This is a genomic window from Mesorhizobium sp. M0590, assembly GCF_040320905.1.
GTDB lineage: Bacteria > Pseudomonadota > Alphaproteobacteria > Rhizobiales > Rhizobiaceae > Mesorhizobium.
The window spans coordinates 266,022-283,382 of sequence record NZ_JAMYQN010000005.1 but is presented as its reverse complement, the minus strand read 5'-3'; the positions used below and the strand labels follow the sequence as shown (position 1 = coordinate 283,382).

The following is a 17,361-nucleotide window of genomic DNA, read 5'->3' as shown; positions in this document are numbered from 1 at the left end:
CGACGTGCCGGCAAAATCTTCCCGTCAATTCTTGCTGGCGTTGGCGGAAACAGAAAGGGCAGCACGGCTTGCCGCGCTGCCCTTTCGTGACTGGCCGCATCCCCACACGGCCCGTCCCCCGTTATTCAATGCTCCCGACGCTTCTGAGCAGAATCATCGGTGAGGTCAACCGCAGATTACATCACTACAACCGTCGTGCCAACATTGACCCGCTCGTAAAGGTCGACCACGTCCTCGTTGCGCATGCGGATGCAGCCCGACGACACCGCGCCGCCGATCGTCCAGGGCTGATTGGTGCCGTGGATACGGTACTCGGTCGAGCCGAGATAGAGCGCGCGTGCGCCGAGCGGGTTTTCCATGCCGCCGGCGAGATAGGTCGGCAGATAACGGCCCTTGGCGGCTTCGCGGGCGATCATCACGGCCGGGGGCCGCCAATCCGGCCAGACGCGCTTGTTGGTGATCTTGTGGGTGCCGGACCATTCGAAGCCCGGCTTGCCGGTGCCGACGCCATAACGCCGCGCCTTACCGTTCTTCCCGACCAGATAGAGGAAATTCTCTCGCGTATCGATGACGATCGTGCCCGGCTTCTGCGGGCCGTCATAAGCGACTTCCTGCGGCAAATAGAGGGGATCGATCTGCGGCCGCATCACCATGCGCTTGGCCGGCGCCTGCACCGCTGCGGTGCGCAGCTGATCGGGTTCGGCCAGCCGCCGGTAGCGCCGTTGCGGCTGCGCCTCTTGCCGGCTCTGCCGCACGATGCCCGGCGCATGGCCGAGCTGCAGCACCCAAGGCGCCGAAAGATCTGGGCTGACCACCACCGGCGGCCTCTCGGCATAGCGGTCGTTGGCATTCGCGGCACCGGCCGCAAGCACGGCCGCGGCGCCGAACAGTGGGAACAAGAATGTCTTCATCGCAACGCACCTTGATCGTCGAGCATGCCGGGGTGCAAAGCCTCCCCGATTTCGCCGACATTGGGCGCGAAGCGGCAACCGAAACATGAATCGGAATGCGTAAAATGCCGATCTGTCAGTAAAGCTTTTGGTGTGGTTACCGCCCGGTTCAGGAATCTGGTAAAGCCGCGGTAAAGGCTGCGTCAAAACGCGTTAACGCCAAGACACGAACGGAATTCCGCCATGGATGAAAAGACAGGTCTGCTTGCCGGTCCCGACGGCATCGCCCGCTGCTTCTGGCACGGCAACCTGCCGGATTATCTGCACTACCACGACCACGAATGGGGCCGGCCGGTCGCCGACGACCGCCGCCTGTTCGAGAAGATCTGCCTCGAAGGTTTTCAGTCGGGCCTGTCCTGGCTGACCATATTGCGCAAGCGCGACAATTTCCGCGAGGCGTTTGCCGGCTTCGATGTCGACAAGATCGCCGCCTTCACCGACGCCGATGTCGAGCGCCTGCTCGGCAATGCCGGCATCATCCGTCACCGCGGCAAGATCGTTTCGACCATCAACAACGCCAAGCGCGCCCGCGAACTCATCGACGAGGCCGGCTCGCTGGCCGCCTGGTTCTGGAAGTTCGAACCCGGCCCCGACGAGCGGCCCGAGATCGTCGACCTCGCGCATTTGCGCGCCAATCCGACGACGGCCGTCTCGGTCCGCATTTCGAAAGAGCTGAAGAAGCGCGGCTGGAGCTTTGTCGGCCCGACCACCGTCTACGCCTTCATGCAGGCGATGGGGCTGGTCAACGACCATCTCGAGGGCTGCGTCTGCCGCGAGCCGGTCGAGGCGGAACGGAAAGCGTTCAAGCGGCCGCAGTGAGCGCCCCTTTCCTTCTCCCCTTGTGGGAGAAGGTGGATTGGCGCGCAGCGCCAAGACGGTTGAGGGGTGCTGGACGAAGTGCGGTTTTGCCAAGCTGGAACACCCCTCATCCGACCGAGCTTCGCTCGGCCACCTTCTCCCACAAGGGGAGCAGGGAGAAGCACAAACCCTTGCCTTCTCCGGGCTGCATCGGTAGGACACGCCGACCCGAAATAAGTCACCGTTTACATAGCAAAGTACCCATCCCATGGCCGACAAATCCGAAAAGATGAAAGCGCGGCTGCCGCGCGGCTTTGTCGACCGCGGCGCCGACGATCTGCGCGCCGTCGAGAAGATGATGGCGACGATCCGCTCGGTCTTTGAGCTCTACGGTTTCGAGCCGGTCGACCAGCCGCTGATCGAATACACCGATGCGCTCGGAAAATTCCTGCCCGACCAGGACCGGCCGAACGAGGGCGTGTTCTCGTTCCAGGATGATGACGACCAGTGGCTGTCGCTGCGCTACGACCTGACCGCGCCGATGGCGCGCTTTGTCGCCGAGAATTTTGAGCGCCTGCCGAAACCCTATCGCAGCTATCGCTCCGGCTGGGTGTTCCGCAACGAGAAGCCCGGCCCCGGCCGCTTCCGCCAGTTCATGCAGTTCGACGCCGACACGGTCGGCACGCCGGGTGTCGCGGCCGATGCCGAGATGGCGATGATGATGGCCGATGTGATGGAGGCGCTCGGCATCAAGCGCGGCGACTACGTCGTCCGCGTCAACAATCGCAAGGTGCTCGACGGTGTGCTCGAGGCGATCGGCCTCGGCGGCGACGAGAACGCTGGCCGCCGGCTGCAGGTGCTGCGGGCGATCGACAAGCTGGACAAGCTGGGCGTCGGGGGCGTGCGCCTGCTTTTGGGCGCCGGGCGCAAGGACGAGAGCGGTGATTTTACCAAGGGCGCCGGGCTGGGTAACGCGCAAATCGATGTTGTGATCAGCTATTTCACGGTCATGGCGCAGCATGATCCCGAACAAATTGTCCAGACACTGGGATCTATCACCCCAGGGCTCAGCAATCTTGTCGAGGAAAGGAAACTCGAACATCTCGGCATAACGAATGCCTCGTTTGTTGAGGGTCTTGCAGAGCTGGAGCAGATAAGAACCATGGTCGCGCAAAGCGGCTACGGTGAGGATCGCATCCGCATCGACCCCTCCGTCGTGCGTGGCCTCGAATATTACACCGGCCCGGTCTACGAGGCCGAGCTGCTGGCCGAAATCCCCAATGAGGACGGCCAGATCGTGCGCTTCGGTTCGGTCGGCGGCGGCGGACGTTATGACGGTCTCGTCTCGCGCTTTCGTGGCGAGCCGGTGCCGGCGACCGGTTTTTCGATCGGCGTCTCGCGACTGATGACGGCGCTGAAGAACCTCGGCAAGCTCGATACTTCCGATGTCATCGCGCCGGTCGTCGTGCTGACCATGGACAAGGATACGGAAAGCCTCGGCCGCTACCAGAAGATGGTGGCCGAGCTGCGCGCCGCCGGCATCCGCTCGGAAATGTATCTCGGCGGCGCAGGCATGAAGGCGCAGCTGAAATATGCCGACCGTCGCGGCAGCCCGGTCGCTGTCATCCAGGGCGGCGACGAGCGCGCCAAGGGCGAGGTGCAGATCAAGGACCTGATCGAAGGCGCGAAAATGTCGGCCGAGATCGCCGACAACGCCGAATGGCGCGCCGCACGACCGGCGCAGGTGACCGTGGCGGAGAGTGAGCTGGTTGCCGAAGTGAAGAAGATACTGACGGCGCAGGCCGAGGAGCGGGCGCGTGGCAAGTAGGGCGCCGCTTCCTTCTCCCCTTGTGGGAGAAGGTGGCCGAGCGAAGCTCGGTCGGATGAGGGGTGTTCCAGGGAACGACGCCTCATTTCTTCCGGCACCCCTCATCCGTCTTGGCGCGTCGCGCCAATCCACCTTCTCCCGCAAGGGGAGAAGGGGAGGTGGCGTTTTATGACCTCCCGCCCCGCCATCGCATCCGACATCACCAAGCTCTTCGCCGCGCGCAACACCCATGCGGTCGAGGTCGCTGTGCTGCAGCCGGCCGATCCGTTCCTCGACATGGCCGGCGAGGATTTGCGGCGCCGTATCTTTCTCACCGAGAGCGAGACCGGGCAGACGCTTTGCCTGCGGCCGGAATTCACCATTCCGGTCTGCCTCGACCACATTGCCAGCCAGGCCGGCACGCCGCGCCGCTATTCCTATCTCGGCGAGGTGTTTCGCCAGCGCCGGGAGGGCGGCAACGAATTTTTCCAGGCCGGCATCGAGGATCTCGGCGACCGCGACACGGCCGCGGCCGACGCCCGCTCGCTGGCCGATGCGCATGCGCTGCTGTCGCTGGTGCTGCCCGGCCGGGAGCTGGCGGTGACGCTCGGCGACCAGACCATCTTCGAAGCGGTGCTGGCAGCGCTTGGCCTGCCGCGCGGCTGGCGCATGCGGCTGGCCCGCGCCTTCGGCTCGGCGCCGATGCTGGAAGCAGCCCTTGCCGACCTCGCCAATCCACCGCGCAACAGCCAGCTTGCCGGCGCGGCCGCCGCCCTTGTCCTCGACGGCGATCTCGACGGTCTTTCGGCGCATGTCGCCGGCGGCATGGAAGAGGCTGGGCTGTCGGCAACGGCCGGGCGTTCGCCGTCCGAGATTGCGCGGCGCCTGATCGAGAAAGCCGAACTGCGCAGCGTACGGCTGTCGAACGAGGCATTCGCGGCACTAAAGAGTTTCCTGGCGATCGACGTGCCGCTCGACAACGCCGCCGGAGCGCTCGAACGTTTTGCAGCCGATGCCGGGCTTTCACTGGGGGCTGCGCTGGAGAATTTCGCAGCCCGCGCCGCGGCCATCGCAAGCCTCGGCCTGCCGATGTCTGAAATCAGCTACGACGCCGCCTTCGGCCGGCCGCTCGATTACTACACCGGCCTCGTCTTCGAGATCGCGGCGCCGGATGGCGACCGGCCGCTCGCCGGTGGTGGCCGCTACGACCGGCTGCTGACGCTGCTCGGCGCCAAAACGCCGATCCCCGGCGTCGGTTTTTCCGTCTGGCTCGACCGCATCGAGGCGCTGCGGGAGACGGCGCCATGATCACGCTGGCGATCCCGTCGAAAGGCCGGCTCAAGGAGCAGGCGCTGGAGGTGCTGGCCAAGGCCGGGCTTGCCGTCAGCCTGCCCGGCGACGAGCGCAAATATCGCGCCCGCATCGACGGCCTTGACGGCGTCGAGATAGCGTTCCTGTCGGCCTCGGAGATATCAGGCGAAATCGGCCAGGGGTCCGTCGATCTCGGCATCACCGGCGAGGACCTTTTGCGCGAAAACCTCGCCGATTGCGAGGCGCGCGCCGAAATCATCGCCCGCCTCGGTTTCGGCAATGCCGATGTCGTCGTCGCCGTGCCCGACATCTGGCTCGATGTCGACACCATGGCCGACCTGGACGACGTCGCCGCCGATTTCCGCCAGCGCCACGGCCGCCGGCTCAGGATCGCCACCAAATACTGGCGCCTGACCCAGCAGTTCTTTTCGCAAAAGCACGGCATCCAGGTCTACCGCATCGTCGAAAGCCTGGGCGCCACCGAAGGCGCGCCGGCAGCCGGATTGGCCGATATCGTCGTCGACATCACCACGTCAGGCGCGACGCTGCGCGCCAACCATCTCAAGGTGCTGGCCGATGGGCTCATCCTGCGCTCGCAGGCCTGTCTCGTCGCGTCGAGGAAGCAGCGCGCTGTGGCCGACGAGGCGACTTTGCGCGATATTGCGGCCAGGATGGCATCGGTGAATTCAGGCTGACGTCGCCAATCTCCCCCCTTGAGGGGGAGATGTCGCCGAAGGCGACAGAGGGGGTCGGTACGTCTTGACGCGACTCTCCTAACGGACAGAACAGGCAGGTGCTCCACGCGAGACGACCCCCTCTGGCCTGCCGGCCATCTCCCCCTCAAGGAGGGAGATTGGCAGCTTGGCCGCTGGCACCAACCTGAAGCGATTTTCTTGGCGTACAGCAATTTTGTTCTTGCTTTGTGCCGGCAGCTATGCTACTAATTTCGCTATGGTGCCAATTGGCCCCGAAGACCCGCCCGCCGAGGCGGGTTTTTTATTTTCGGCCCTTACAGGCGAGTTCCCACCCAGCCCTGCCATCGGCGGGATTTCCACCACCCCGCTGGGCTGATAGGCTCGTTCTGTCTGCGGAGGACACGGCGATGCCGATCAATCTCGACGAGTTGAAGAATGCCAGCAATTTGCGCTCCAGGCGCGATGGCGGTTCGTTCATTGCGCCGGTCGACGGCACGGCGCATGTCTCGGGCGAGCGCAGCGTGCCGCTGCTCAACCTGACCATCCCGGCGCTGTTTGCCGATACGGTCGGCAAATACGGCACGCTCGATGCCGCCGTCTTCGTCGAGCAGGACAAGCGCTTTACCTGGGAGGAACTGTCGGAGACGGTCGATGCGCTGGCCGCCGGCTTCCTGGCGCTCGGCCTCGAGAAAGGCAATCGCGTCGGCATCTGGTCGCCGAACCGCTGGGAATGGCTGGTGACGCAATTCGCCACCGCCCGCATCGGCCTGATCCTGGTCAACATCAACCCGGCCTATCGGTTGGTCGAGCTGGAATATGCCTTGAACAAGGTCGGTTGCAAGGCGCTGGTCACCGCCGCCACATTCAAGAGCTCCGACTATCTCGGCATGATCGAGACGCTGGCGCCGGAGATCGCAAAGGCCACCCCCGGTAAGCTCGACGCCAACAAGCTGCCGGCACTGAAGATCGTTATCCGCATGGACGAGGAGAATTCTGCGGGCATGTTCAATTTCGCCGACGTGCTGGCGATGGCCGGGCGCGACGAGCATGACAAGCTCGACCGGATTTCCGCGGGGCTGAAACCGGACGACGCCATCAACATCCAGTTCACCAGCGGCACGACTGGCGCGCCCAAGGGCGCGACGCTGACCCACAACAACATCGTCAACAACGGCAATTTCGTCACCGCGGCAATCCGGCTCACCGTCGACGACCTGCTGTGCATCCCGGTGCCGCTCTATCATTGCTTCGGCATGTCGATGGGCACGATGGGCTGCGTCACCAAGGGCGCGACCATGGTTTTCCCCAGCGAGGGTTTTGACGCCGGCGCCACGTTGAAGGCGGTGGCAACGGAAAGCTGCACCGCGCTTTACGGCGTGCCGACCATGTTCGTCGGCCTGCTCGACCATCCCGAGTTCGCCTCCTTCGATCTCACCAGCCTGCGCACCGGCATCATGGCCGGCTCGCCATGCCCGATCGAGGTGATGAAGAAGGTTGTGTCGCTGATGCATATGGCAGAGGTGACCATCGCCTACGGCATGACCGAGACCAGCCCGGTGTCGTTCCAGAGCAGCGTCGACGACCCGCTGGAAAAGCGCGTCTCGACCGTCGGCCGCGTCCATCCGCATGTCGAGGTCAAGGCCATCGACGCCGAAGGTGCCACCGTCGCGGTCGGCGCGCCAGGCGAGCTCTGCACGCGCGGCTATTCCGTGATGAAGGGCTATTGGGACGACGAGCAGAAGACCCGCGAGGCGATCGACGCCGACGGCTGGATGCACACCGGCGACCTCGCCACCATCGATGCCGAGGGCTATTGCAACATCGTCGGCCGGGTCAAGGACATGGTCATCCGCGGCGGCGAGAACGTCTATCCGCGCGAGGTCGAGGAGTTTCTCTATCGCCACCCCAAGGTCAAGGAGGTGCAGGTGTTCGGCATTCCCGACCCGAAATATGGCGAGGAGCTGTGCGCCTGGATCGTGCTCAAGCCCGGCCAGATCACCACCGAGCAGGAGATCAAGGCGTTCTGCGCCGGCCAGATCGCCCATTTCAAGATCCCGCGCTACATCCGCTTCCGCACCGAATTGCCGATGACGGTGACCGGCAAGCCGCAGAAATTCCTGATGCGCCAGGCGATGGTCGATGAACTGGGATTGGTGACGCAGAAGACGGCGTGAAAAGGCTTCCGTTTGTATCTACGCGTGACGGAGGCGTTGTTTGGGCAACATATTTGAGGGGTGTTCCATGCGGATTGGGTTAGGCGTGCTTTTCCTGGCAACTCAGCTGGCAGCCACTGCGGTGCTGGCGCAGACGGCGGCCGAGCGTGAGGCCTGCCAAGCAGATTACCAGAGATTGTGCAGGGGCGTGTTGCCGGGCGGTGGCCGCGTCGTCAAATGCCTGGCCGGTCACATGAGCGAGCTGACGCCCGAATGCAAGAAGGTCGTCAAGGCCAACACGCCCGGCTAGCGCGCGAGCTTCCTGCGGGTGCGATTGTCCTTCCCTTGTGGGGAGGGGCTAGGGGGTGGGGTACGCTGCGATGGCGTCATGACCTGTCATATGCGATTTCTCTGGATGGCCGCGGTGCGCAACAGTGGTTGCAAATCGCCCTTCCACGGGATTTGCGGGAAGGCAAGAAGGTGACAATGAGTGGTCTCGCAAGATCGGCGGTTTCCTACGGCATGCCGCTGGCCGCGCTGGCGATAGCTGTCGCGGTCAGGGCCAGCGGGGTGTCGGTGGACGAAGGGTCGCTGGGCACCAGGATATTCATCGGCGCGCTGTCGAGCGCGATCATGTTCACCACCATTTTCGTGGTGCTCGACCACGCCGAGGCGGTGGCCAGGCGGGTAGGCGAGCCGTACGGCACGTTGGTGCTGACCATCGCGGTGACGGCAATCGAAGTGTCGATCATCGTTTCCATCATGCTGCATGGGGCCAACAACCCGACGCTTGCACGCGAATCCGTGTTCTCGACGGTGATGATCACCTCCACCGGTGTTGTCGGCATGTGCCTGACGTTTGGCGGCTGGCGCCATCGCAAGCAGGCGATCGTCCGGCAAGGGACCAGCGCCTATCTGGCGGTTCTGGTCGCGCTCAGCGTCATGACGCTTATTCTGCCGACCTACACGCGAACCACCGATCCCGGCACGTTTTCGGCGGCCCAACTTGGCTTCGTCAGCGTGCTTTCAGTGCTGCTCTATGCCGGTTTTCTGTTCGCGCAGACTGTCCGCCACCGCGACGATTTCATCGACGGGCAAGCGCATGGCGCCGCAGTGCGAACCGACGCTCACGAAAGCGTCGCCGCCGGCGCTGTTCTCCTGCTGATCGGGCTGATCGGCATCGTCATGCTGGCCGAACAGGTCGCAGCCAGCGTCGAAGATGCGCTCGTCGCCTACCAGGTGCCGCAGGCCGACGCCATTGTCGGCGCAATGATCGCCGCGCTGGTTCTGATGCCGGAGGCCATTTCGGCGGTTCGTGCCGCACTCAACAACGAGCTGCAGCGCGGCCTGAACGTCGCGATGGGCTCGGCCTGCGCGACAATCGGTTTGACAATACCGGCAATCGCCGCCGCCAGCCTGCTAACCGGAAGAGGCCTGACCCTGGGCCTGCCGGCGACCGACACGGTACTTTTGGTTCTGGCGCTTTTCATCTGCAATGTGAGCTTTAGCACGGAGAGGACGACGTTCCTGACCGGCTTGGTCCATCTGGTGGTGTTTTTTACTTGGGTGTTTTTGATATTTGTGCCGTGAGGGGGTGGGGCGGATGGGCCAGGAAACCACTATCGACAGGTTTTCGAACGAGCGGTCATCAGTTTCCGCACCGAGTTGCGAAGTAGGCAAGCCGCAGAAGTTCCGGATGAGGCGATGGTCGAGAATTGAGAGTGGTGACAGCAAAGACGGCTTGAGGGGTGGGCGCCAATTTGTATCCTTTGCGCCGTGGGCGGACGCTTAGCACCAAGGCCTTGAACGTCTCGATCTGCAGCCGATAGCGGAATGGCGGCTTTAACGTTTGAAGAAGGATTGCGGACTTTCAGCCCGACGGGACCAAGGTCTGCTCCCGGGTCTAGCCGTCCGGTCTCAATGGCGTCCCGGACTGCCCGGTGGATCTGCGTTGCCAGTGGCGGGTGGCGGGGCAGCCACAGGGTGGACATTTCAGCCCACATGGAAAATGATCATGTTGCCATGCACAACACTGCAGTGCTCTGATCTCGACGAAAAGCCTGAGCGTAGAAGCGGATCAACCGACCTCCGGGTCCAGCGAGCGAGGACGCAAATGGACACCCCAGAGAATGGGCAATTGCATCGCGACGCGGGCGGGCGACCCTGTCGATCGGCCGGCCGGCTTCCCCGCGCCGCCGTGTCGGCGGCATTCCTGCTCGGCATGGCTTTCAGCAGCACTGCGTTTGCGCAGGACCAGCAGCTACCCGTGGTGACAGCGGCCAAGCCGGTGGTCCGTGAAATCGTCGAAGACGACGAGTTCGTCGGGCGCTTCGAAGCCGTCGACCAGGTCGCCATCCGTTCGCGCGTCAGCGGCTATCTGGACAAGGTCAGCTTCCAGGACGGCGCACTGGTCAACAAGGGCGACCTGCTCTTCACCATCGACGAGCGTCCGTACCAGGCGGCTTATGATGCTGCCAAGTCGCAAGTGGACGTCGCCAAGAGTCTGCTCGAATTCTCCAAGATGCAGCTGGATCGCGCCGACGAACTCGCCAAGACCGGCAATATCTCAACCGCGACGGTCGACGACCGACGGCGGGAATACCTTTCGGCGCAGGCGCAGATGCAGGGCGCGACGGCTGCGCTGACGACGGCCAGCCTGAACATGGAATTCACTGAGATCAAGGCGCCCTTGTCCGGCCGCATCGACCGCCGGCTGGTGTCGGTCGGCAACCTCGTGCAGCCGGATTCCACCTTGCTGACGACCATCGTTACGCGCGATCCGATCGACTTCTATTTCGACGTCGATGAGCGCCTGTATTTCAGCTATGCCCGCGACGCGAAGGAGCGCGGCGGCAGCATGCAGGAAGGCGCCGGCGGGCTCGAGGTGGTAGTTCGCGTCGCCGACCGCGCGGAGGCGGTATTCAAAGGCAAGCTCGATTTTGCCGAGAACCGGATCGACAACGCGACCGGCACCATGCGGGTGCGTGCAAGGTTTCCCAACGCCGATGGCATTCTCCAGCCAGGCATGTTCGGGCGCATCAACGTGCCGGGGTCGCTGCCGCATAGCGGCGTGCTGGTGCCCGACGAGGCGATCGGCGCCGATCAGGATCGCCGCATCGTGTTCCTGGTGGATGAGGCCGGGATGGTGTCGGCGAAGCCCGTGCGCACCGGCCCGCTTCTCGACGGCTACCGGGTCATCCGCCAGGGCCTGACCGGCGACGAGACAATCATCGTCAAAGGGCTGATGCACGCCAGGCCCGGCACCAAGGTGAAGGTCGAGATGGTGACGTTGCCGCCCAAGGCCGAGACCGCCGAGTTGCAGCAATGAGGTTCGCACATTTCTTCGTCGACCGTCCGATCTTCGCATCGGTCGTTTCGATCGTCCTGCTGATCCTCGGCGGGATTGCTTATACCCAACTGCCGGTCGCGCAATATCCCGAGATCGCGCCGCCGACCATCGTCGTTCGCGCGCAGTATCCGGGTGCTGACGCCGAGACGGTCGCAGCGACGGTGGCAACGCCGATCGAGCAGGAGATCAACGGCGTCGAGGGCATGCTCTACATGTCGTCCTATTCGTCGGGCGACGGGGCGATGGCGCTGACCATCACCTTCAAGCTGGGCACCGATCTCGACCAGGCTCAGGTGCTGGTGCAGAACCGCGTGTCGGTCGCCGAGCCGCGCCTGCCCGAAGAAGTCCGCCGCCTCGGCATCACCACCACCAAGAGCTCGCCCGACCTGATGATGGTCGTGCACATGCTGTCGCCCGACAATACGTACGACCAGCTCTACGTCTCGAACTACGCCCGCTCGCGGGTGCGCGACATACTGCTCAGACTAGACGGCGTCGGCGACCTCATCATCTTCGGCGAACGCGAATATTCGCTGCGCATCTGGCTCGATCCGGAAAAACTGTCCGCCCTGGGGATGACCTCGGGCGATGTGGTGCAGGCGCTGCGCGACCAGAACGTCCAGGTGTCGGGCGGCTCGATCGGCGCGCCGCCGACCAGCACCGGCACGGCGTTCCAGTACACGGTCACCACGCAAGGCCGCTTCAACGACGCACGCGACTTCCGATACGTGATCGTCAAATCGACCGACGACGGCCGCCTGATCTCGCTGCAGGACGTGGCGCGCATCGAGCTCGGCGCCAAGGATTACGTCACCAACTCCTATCTCAACGGCAAACCGGCGGTGGCGCTCGCCATCTTCCAGCGGCCGGGCACCAATGCGCTCGCCGCAGCCGCGGAGATCCAGGACAAGATGAAGGAGCTTTCCCGCGACTTCCCGAAGGGGTTGAGCTACGACATCGTCTACAATCCGACCGAGTTCGTCGCCGAGTCGATCCAGGAGGTCTACAAGACGATTCTCGAGGCGATGCTGCTGGTCATCATCGTCATCATCGTCTTCCTGCAATCGTGGCGCATGGCGATCGTGCCGATCGTGGCGATCCCCGTGTCGCTGATCGGCACGCTGGCGGTGCTTTACGCCGCCGGCTTCTCGCTCAACATGCTGACGCTGTTCGGCCTAGTTCTGGCGATCGGCATCGTCGTCGACGATGCGATCGTCGTGGTCGAAAACGTCGAGCGCAATATCGCCAGAGGGCTGGCGCCCAATCCGGCGTCGCACCTGACCATGGACGAAGTCGGAACGGCCGTCATCGCGATCTCGCTGGTGCTGATAGCCGTGTTCGTACCGACAGCCTTCATCCCCGGCATTTCTGGGCAGTTCTATCTGCAGTTTGCGATCACCATCGCGGTGTCGACGGCGATCTCGGCATTCAATTCGCTGACGCTTTCGCCGGCGCTGGCCGCACTGCTGTTCAAGCCGCATCACGCCGCGGCGGCGCCGCCGCGCTTTTTCCTGGCGCGGTTCGGACGGGCGCTCGCCGACGGCTTCAATCGCGGCTTCGACAGGGTCGCCCATTGGTATTCGAGCATCATCCGCGTGCTGGTCGGCTCGTGGATAACGATCGCCGCCATGCTGGCCGTTTTCGCGGCCCTCATCTACGCCACGGTCTACATGGTGCAGTCGGTGCCGCGCGGTTTCATTCCGTCGCTTGACCAGGGCTATGCGATCGTCGTCATCCAGTTGCCGGACGGCGCTTCGCTGTCGAGGACCGATGCGGTCATTCAGCAGGCGTCGCAGATCATCCAGAAAACGCCAGGCGTCGACTACGCAGTCGCCTTCGCCGGCTTCTCCGGCGCGACCTTCACCAACGCCAGCAACGCGGGCGTGATCTTCGCCAGGTTCAAGCCGTTTGACGAGCGACTAAAAGCCGGCCAGTCGGCGACCCAGGTCATCGGCAATCTGTTCGGCAGCCTGCAAAGCATCAAGGAAGCCTTCATTATCGCACTGCCGCCGCCGCCGATCCGCGGCGTCGGCAATGCCGGCGGCTTCAAGCTGCAGATCCAGGAGCGCAACAGCGCCGACATGCGGCAGATCCTGGCGCTTGCCAACGAAATCGCCGGCAAGGCCAACAAGACGCCGGGGCTGACGGGCGTGTTCACCACGTTCTCCGCGTCGAGCCCGCAATTCTTCCTGGCGATCGATCGCGACAAGGCGCGCATCCTGAACGTGCCGATCCCCAACATCTTCGAGGCGCTGTCGATCAATTTGGGCACCGCCTACGTCAACGACTTCAACGCTTTCGGGCGCGTCTACCAGGTGCGGGCGCAGGCCGACCAGGCGTTCCGTCTCGATCGCGCCGACATCTTGAAACTGAAGGTGCGCTCGGCGACCGGCGCGCTGGTTCCGCTCGGCACGTTGGTCGAGATCCGCGACGTCACCGGCCCGGCGCTGGTCCAGCGCTACAACATGTACGTTTCGGTGCCGTTGCAGGGCAACGCCGCGCCCGGCGTTTCCACGGGCGACGCGCTGGCATTGATGGAAGGGATCACGGCAAAGACGCTGCCGGCCGGTACCTCCTATGAATGGACCGAGCTCGCCTATCAGGAGCGCAACACCGGCAATGCCGCTGTCTATATCTTCGGACTGTCGGTGTTGTTCGTGTTCCTGGCGCTGGCGGCGCAATATGAAAGCTGGGTGCTGCCGTTCGCCATTGTGCTGGTGGTGCCGCTCGGCGTGCTCGCGGCGTTGCTCGGCGTGTCGTTCCGAGGGCTGGACAACAACATCCTCGTGCAGATCGGCCTCATCGTGCTAATCGGGCTTGCCGCCAAGAACGCGATCCTGATCGTCGAATTCGCGCGGCAGGCGCAGGAACGCGGGCTGTCGGCCGCCGAGGCTGCCGTCGAAGCCTGCCGGCTCAGGCTGCGGCCGATCCTGATGACCGCTTTCTCGTTCATCCTCGGCGTCGTGCCGCTGATGATCGCAACGGGCCCGGGCGCAGAAATGCGCCAGTCGCTCGGCACCGCGGTATTCTCCGGCATGCTCGGCGTCACCTTCGTCGGCCTGTTCCTGACGCCGGTGTTCTACGTCACGCTCAGGTCGCTGTTTTCACGGCGCAAGCCCCGTGCCGAGGCCGAGCCTTCGGGGCCGGCAGAGGCGCCATCGGAGACGGCCGCCGAGTAGGGTTACGAATTCGCCGCGTCGGGCGCGGCTTATCACTCCAGAAAATCGGCGCGGCGCGGCAACGGCCACGATCTGCGCGACCTCGGCGTCGAGGTGCGGCGGAGACCCTGCTCCGTCTGATCCAGCCTAACAGCCGCATCCAGCTCAGCGAGACGATGCAGGGCGGCGAGGCCAATGCGATCTTCTATCTGGTCGACCGGGCGGGGCTTGAGGGCGCAACCGCGACCTCCGGAGTCCTCGCTTGCGATGTCTGCTTTCAGGACGCGGAGAAGCTGATCTCTACGGCCGAGATCGGGCGCGAAGCGGTCATCCACGATCTTCAGGTTTTGACCCAGGACGGCCTTTCCCCGGTAGTGAGCGGGAAGGGCGCGGTCGTCGAGCGAGTTGTCAGCCGCCTATTTCCGCAGCCCATTAATGTGCAACTTGGGAAGCCGCTGACATCAATTCCTCCGGATTCGGCGCCTTGGGGGTATTGAGGCCAGCCTCCAGAACTTCAGTGAAGCTCCAGCGTACAATGCCCCCTCGGTCGATGAGAAACTGACCAACCAGCAGCTCCTTAGCGGAAGCCATCATCTGCTGATCGGCTTCCGTAATCTCATACCCCTCCTTCTTGTTGAGCAACTCGTTTATTGCGATGGGGTCCATAGGCTCGGGCAACTCACCCGGGAGATCGATACGGATCCCCATGACCTTGTCCATCCCGATCTCGCGCAAGCCGAAAGCACGGTGCGAGGCCCGCTCCGGGTCGGACGCGGCGAGAAGATCGGGTGTCGGATGGTAACGGAAATAGAGCCGTGCCCGCTCTACCGGCGTATTGACGACCGCCAGGCATTCGACGCCTTTCTCAGCCAGAGCCGGCTTGAGTTGCGCCATTGCCGCGACATTGCGCCGGCAGAACGCACAGTGCAGGCCTCGAAACAAGCCGATCAACAATGGGCTACGACCTCGAAAATCAGTGAGCGCGATTTTGCCTTCGCGGGAGATCGCATCGAGAATAATATTCGGCGCCCGGTCGCCCGGCTGCAGCGGGCGTTCGACATTACTCGTGGACATGGACAACCTCCTCGCCCGGGTAAGCACACCCAGCCATCGGGGGTTGAGTCCGTGCTGGGCGACGCCAGGGCAAAAATTGCTTTCGACCTTTGTCATATTGCCGAGGTCGAGATTAGGCGCGTTGCAGGTGCATCATAACACGAAAAAAGCCTCTGCGGGTCGCCCGTTTCGCGAGTTGTCGCGAGCGCTGTGGTAAACAGTGTATCGTCTCATCCGTGCCATGGGACGACACAGCGGCGGGACCGATTGGATCTTCACATGCTTGCGGTGTTCAAGCCTTGAAACTTGGGCGGCTTCCATGTGCCCGGACGTCAAATGCCGACCGCACAGATCGCAGATCTCTGCCCTCAGCGGAACCGAGCGCCGTGCAGCCGGTTAAGTCGGCATGAAGCCACCACCAATCCAAGGCCGCATCATGAGCATTCTGCAAACCACGAAGAAAGCCGTCGAGCAGGTCACCAGTGCCGCCAGACCGGGCCGGCGAGAGGTCGCCGATCTTCTCCGGCCGCGCAAAGCGAATGAATTTCGGTTCCGGGATGATGGCCTTGTGCCCAACCATCCGTTCTGGCCGCTTGTCGTCTATCGCGGCGCCGTGACGCTGCCCGAGGAATTCGATCCGGCGGCCGTCATGGAGGCGCTTTTCGAAGCCAATGGCTGGGGCGATAGCTGGCGCAACGGCATCTACGGCTACGTCCACTACCATTCGCGCATCCACGAGGCGCTCGGCGTTGCGCGCGGCACGGCCAAGGTCCGCTTTGGCGGCAACAAGGGACGAACGCTGTCGCTGAAGGCCGGCGACGTCGCGGTTCTTCCGGCCGGCACCGGGCACCAACGTCTTTTCGCATCCGACGATTTTCTGGTTGTCGGCGCCTATCCTCCATCCGGCACCTATGACCTGTGTACGACCGCCGCCGACCATGCCAAGGCAGTCGTCACGATCCCCAGGGTTGGCCGTCCGCGCAAGGACCCTGTCTATGGAAGCAACGGCCCGTTGCTCGCAGCCTGGGAAAAGGATTGAAGCCGTTCCTTTCTTGCGGGTTGGCTTCGGGGCTAAAACCGGATCCTTGACCCGCCGCTCTACGCTGCCAGCACCGCCGCATCCAGCCCGCGGATGATCTTCGCCAGTTCGACGCATTCGTCGTGCCGAACCTTGTTGCGCCGCCAGGCGAGGCAGATCGTGCGCTGCGGCATCGGTTCCTGGAACGGCACGATCTTCAAATCGGGGATAGTGCTGGCTGGCCCGGCCGCCATTTCCGGGATGAGCGTGACGCCGAGCCCATGCGCCACCATCTGCAGCAGCGTCGTCAGGCTGGTCGCGCCATAGCTTGCCATCGCCACCGGCCGCACGTTGCCGCAGACGGCGAGCGCCTGTTCGCGCAGGCAATGGCCTTCCTCGAGCAGCATCAGCCGCTCCAGTGCCGGGCTCTCCGGTGGCACCGGCGGCGAGGCGAAGGCGGGGTCGCCGGCCGGCACGGCCAGGAAGAACCGGTCGGAGAAAAGTTCCTCGGTAACCAGGCCTGGGTAATCGAGAGGCAGCGCCGCGACGAAGGCATCGAGCTTCCCCGAGCCGGTGTCCTCGACCAGCGAGGCGGTCACGGCTTCGCGCAGTTCCAGCTGTAAGGCCGGGAAATGCCGTTTCAGCTCCGGCAGCACATGCGGCAGGAGATAGGGCGCTACCGTCGGGATGATGCCGAGCCGGAAGCGGCCTTCCAGCGCCGGGCGGCCGCGCCGGGCCGTCGCCTCGACGTCGCGGACGTCGGCAAGAATGCGCTCGATGCGCGGCAGCAGGACCTGCGCGTCGTCGGTCATCCGCACCACCTTGCCGCCGCGCTCGAACAGACGGCAATTCAGCCGCAGCTCCATCTCGGCGATCTGCGAAGACAGCGCCGGCTGGCTGACGCCGGCGAGTTTTGCGGCACGGCCGAAATGCAGCGTCTGCGCCAGCGCCTCGAAATAATGCATCTGCCGGACGGTCAAACCGATCATAAGGAAAACCTATCAGAATAAACAGCAAAGGCAATTTGTCTTTATCGGCTGGGCGGGCTAGTCTGGAACCATTCCAAGAT

Annotated in this window: 14 protein-coding genes; 11 read left to right on the top strand and 3 right to left on the bottom strand. The window is 63.8% G+C overall.

Annotated elements, in window-relative coordinates:
• Positions 1-176 precede the first annotated feature (176 nt).
• Positions 177-911, bottom strand: coding sequence for a L,D-transpeptidase (locus tag NKI52_RS11775; protein ID WP_352625629.1), 735 nt, complete (start codon positions 909-911; stop codon positions 177-179).
• Positions 912-1,133: 222 nt separating this feature from the next.
• On the opposite strand from NKI52_RS11775, the gene NKI52_RS11770 reads away from it, so the two are divergent.
• From NKI52_RS11770 to NKI52_RS11725, 10 genes are all read left to right on the top strand, one after another.
• Positions 1,134-1,769: a DNA-3-methyladenine glycosylase I gene (locus NKI52_RS11770; RefSeq protein WP_352698058.1), complete on the top strand. Its 636-nt coding sequence runs from the start codon at positions 1,134-1,136 to the stop codon at positions 1,767-1,769.
• Between the two features lie 247 nt (positions 1,770-2,016).
• Positions 2,017-3,576 carry a histidine--tRNA ligase gene (hisS, locus tag NKI52_RS11765; protein WP_352698056.1) on the top strand — a complete coding sequence of 520 codons (1,560 nt, stop codon included), beginning with the start codon at positions 2,017-2,019 and terminating at the stop codon, positions 3,574-3,576.
• 168 nt (positions 3,577-3,744) lie between these two features.
• Positions 3,745-4,863, top strand: coding sequence for an ATP phosphoribosyltransferase regulatory subunit (locus NKI52_RS11760; protein WP_352698054.1), 1,119 nt, complete (start codon positions 3,745-3,747; stop codon positions 4,861-4,863).
• On the top strand, positions 4,860-5,561 hold the full coding sequence (gene hisG / locus NKI52_RS11755) for an ATP phosphoribosyltransferase (protein WP_352698052.1): 702 nt from the start codon (positions 4,860-4,862) through the stop codon (positions 5,559-5,561). The genes NKI52_RS11760 and hisG overlap by 4 nt, the downstream gene beginning before the upstream one ends.
• 166 nt (positions 5,562-5,727) lie before the next feature.
• The gene (locus NKI52_RS11750) at positions 5,728-5,937 is read left to right on the top strand and encodes a hypothetical protein (RefSeq protein ID WP_352698050.1); all 210 of its coding nucleotides are present in this window, start codon (positions 5,728-5,730) and stop codon (positions 5,935-5,937) included.
• 31 nt (positions 5,938-5,968) lie between these two features.
• On the top strand, positions 5,969-7,735 hold the full coding sequence (locus tag NKI52_RS11745; RefSeq protein WP_352698048.1) for an AMP-binding protein: 1,767 nt from the start codon (positions 5,969-5,971) through the stop codon (positions 7,733-7,735).
• Positions 7,736-7,802: 67 nt separating this feature from the next.
• Positions 7,803-8,024, top strand: a complete 222-nt coding sequence (locus NKI52_RS11740) for a cysteine rich repeat-containing protein (RefSeq protein ID WP_352698046.1) — start codon at positions 7,803-7,805, stop codon at positions 8,022-8,024.
• A gap of 176 nt (positions 8,025-8,200) precedes the next feature.
• Entirely contained in the window at positions 8,201-9,304 is a 1,104-nt protein-coding gene (locus NKI52_RS11735; protein ID WP_352698044.1) for a calcium:cation antiporter, read from the top strand.
• 631 nt (positions 9,305-9,935) lie between these two features.
• The gene (locus NKI52_RS11730; RefSeq protein WP_051406143.1) at positions 9,936-11,042 is read left to right on the top strand and encodes an efflux RND transporter periplasmic adaptor subunit; all 1,107 of its coding nucleotides are present in this window, start codon (positions 9,936-9,938) and stop codon (positions 11,040-11,042) included.
• Positions 11,039-14,242 (top strand): efflux RND transporter permease subunit, encoded by a 3,204-nt coding sequence (locus NKI52_RS11725; RefSeq protein WP_352577564.1) that lies wholly within the window; start codon positions 11,039-11,041, stop codon positions 14,240-14,242. Before NKI52_RS11730 ends, NKI52_RS11725 begins: the two co-directional genes overlap by 4 nt.
• A gap of 411 nt (positions 14,243-14,653) precedes the next feature.
• Here NKI52_RS11725 and NKI52_RS11720 read toward each other — a convergent pair whose 3' ends face one another.
• A complete protein-coding gene (locus tag NKI52_RS11720) occupies positions 14,654-15,295 on the bottom strand; it encodes a peroxiredoxin-like family protein (protein WP_352593740.1) in 642 nt (213 codons plus the stop codon).
• Positions 15,296-15,710: 415 nt separating this feature from the next.
• On the opposite strand from NKI52_RS11720, the gene NKI52_RS11715 reads away from it, so the two are divergent.
• On the top strand, positions 15,711-16,313 hold the full coding sequence (locus NKI52_RS11715; RefSeq protein WP_352698042.1) for a cupin: 603 nt from the start codon (positions 15,711-15,713) through the stop codon (positions 16,311-16,313).
• 59 nt (positions 16,314-16,372) lie between these two features.
• Here the strand turns inward: NKI52_RS11715 and NKI52_RS11710 are convergent, their stop codons facing one another.
• On the bottom strand, positions 16,373-17,281 hold the full coding sequence (locus NKI52_RS11710) for a hydrogen peroxide-inducible genes activator (protein WP_352698040.1): 909 nt from the start codon (positions 17,279-17,281) through the stop codon (positions 16,373-16,375).
• Positions 17,282-17,361 lie beyond the last annotated feature (80 nt).

What these genes read in the sequence shown, in the direction of transcription:
- NKI52_RS11775 (WP_352625629.1), bottom strand. Translation starts at nt 911, where the DNA reads ATGAAGACATTCTTGTTCCCACTGTTCGGCGCCGCGGCCGTGCTTGCG.
- NKI52_RS11735 (WP_352698044.1), top strand. Translation starts at nt 8,201, where the DNA reads ATGAGTGGTCTCGCAAGATCGGCGGTTTCCTACGGCATGCCGCTGGCC.
- NKI52_RS11740 (WP_352698046.1), top strand. Translation starts at nt 7,803, where the DNA reads ATGCGGATTGGGTTAGGCGTGCTTTTCCTGGCAACTCAGCTGGCAGCC.
- NKI52_RS11715 (WP_352698042.1), top strand. Translation starts at nt 15,711, where the DNA reads ATGAGCATTCTGCAAACCACGAAGAAAGCCGTCGAGCAGGTCACCAGT.
- NKI52_RS11760 (WP_352698054.1), top strand. Translation starts at nt 3,745, where the DNA reads ATGACCTCCCGCCCCGCCATCGCATCCGACATCACCAAGCTCTTCGCC.
- hisG (WP_352698052.1), top strand. Translation starts at nt 4,860, where the DNA reads ATGATCACGCTGGCGATCCCGTCGAAAGGCCGGCTCAAGGAGCAGGCG.
- NKI52_RS11720 (WP_352593740.1), bottom strand. Translation starts at nt 15,295, where the DNA reads ATGTCCACGAGTAATGTCGAACGCCCGCTGCAGCCGGGCGACCGGGCG.
- NKI52_RS11745 (WP_352698048.1), top strand. Translation starts at nt 5,969, where the DNA reads ATGCCGATCAATCTCGACGAGTTGAAGAATGCCAGCAATTTGCGCTCC.
- NKI52_RS11725 (WP_352577564.1), top strand. Translation starts at nt 11,039, where the DNA reads ATGAGGTTCGCACATTTCTTCGTCGACCGTCCGATCTTCGCATCGGTC.
- NKI52_RS11770 (WP_352698058.1), top strand. Translation starts at nt 1,134, where the DNA reads ATGGATGAAAAGACAGGTCTGCTTGCCGGTCCCGACGGCATCGCCCGC.
- NKI52_RS11730 (WP_051406143.1), top strand. Translation starts at nt 9,936, where the DNA reads ATGGCTTTCAGCAGCACTGCGTTTGCGCAGGACCAGCAGCTACCCGTG.
- hisS (WP_352698056.1), top strand. Translation starts at nt 2,017, where the DNA reads ATGGCCGACAAATCCGAAAAGATGAAAGCGCGGCTGCCGCGCGGCTTT.
- NKI52_RS11710 (WP_352698040.1), bottom strand. Translation starts at nt 17,281, where the DNA reads ATGATCGGTTTGACCGTCCGGCAGATGCATTATTTCGAGGCGCTGGCG.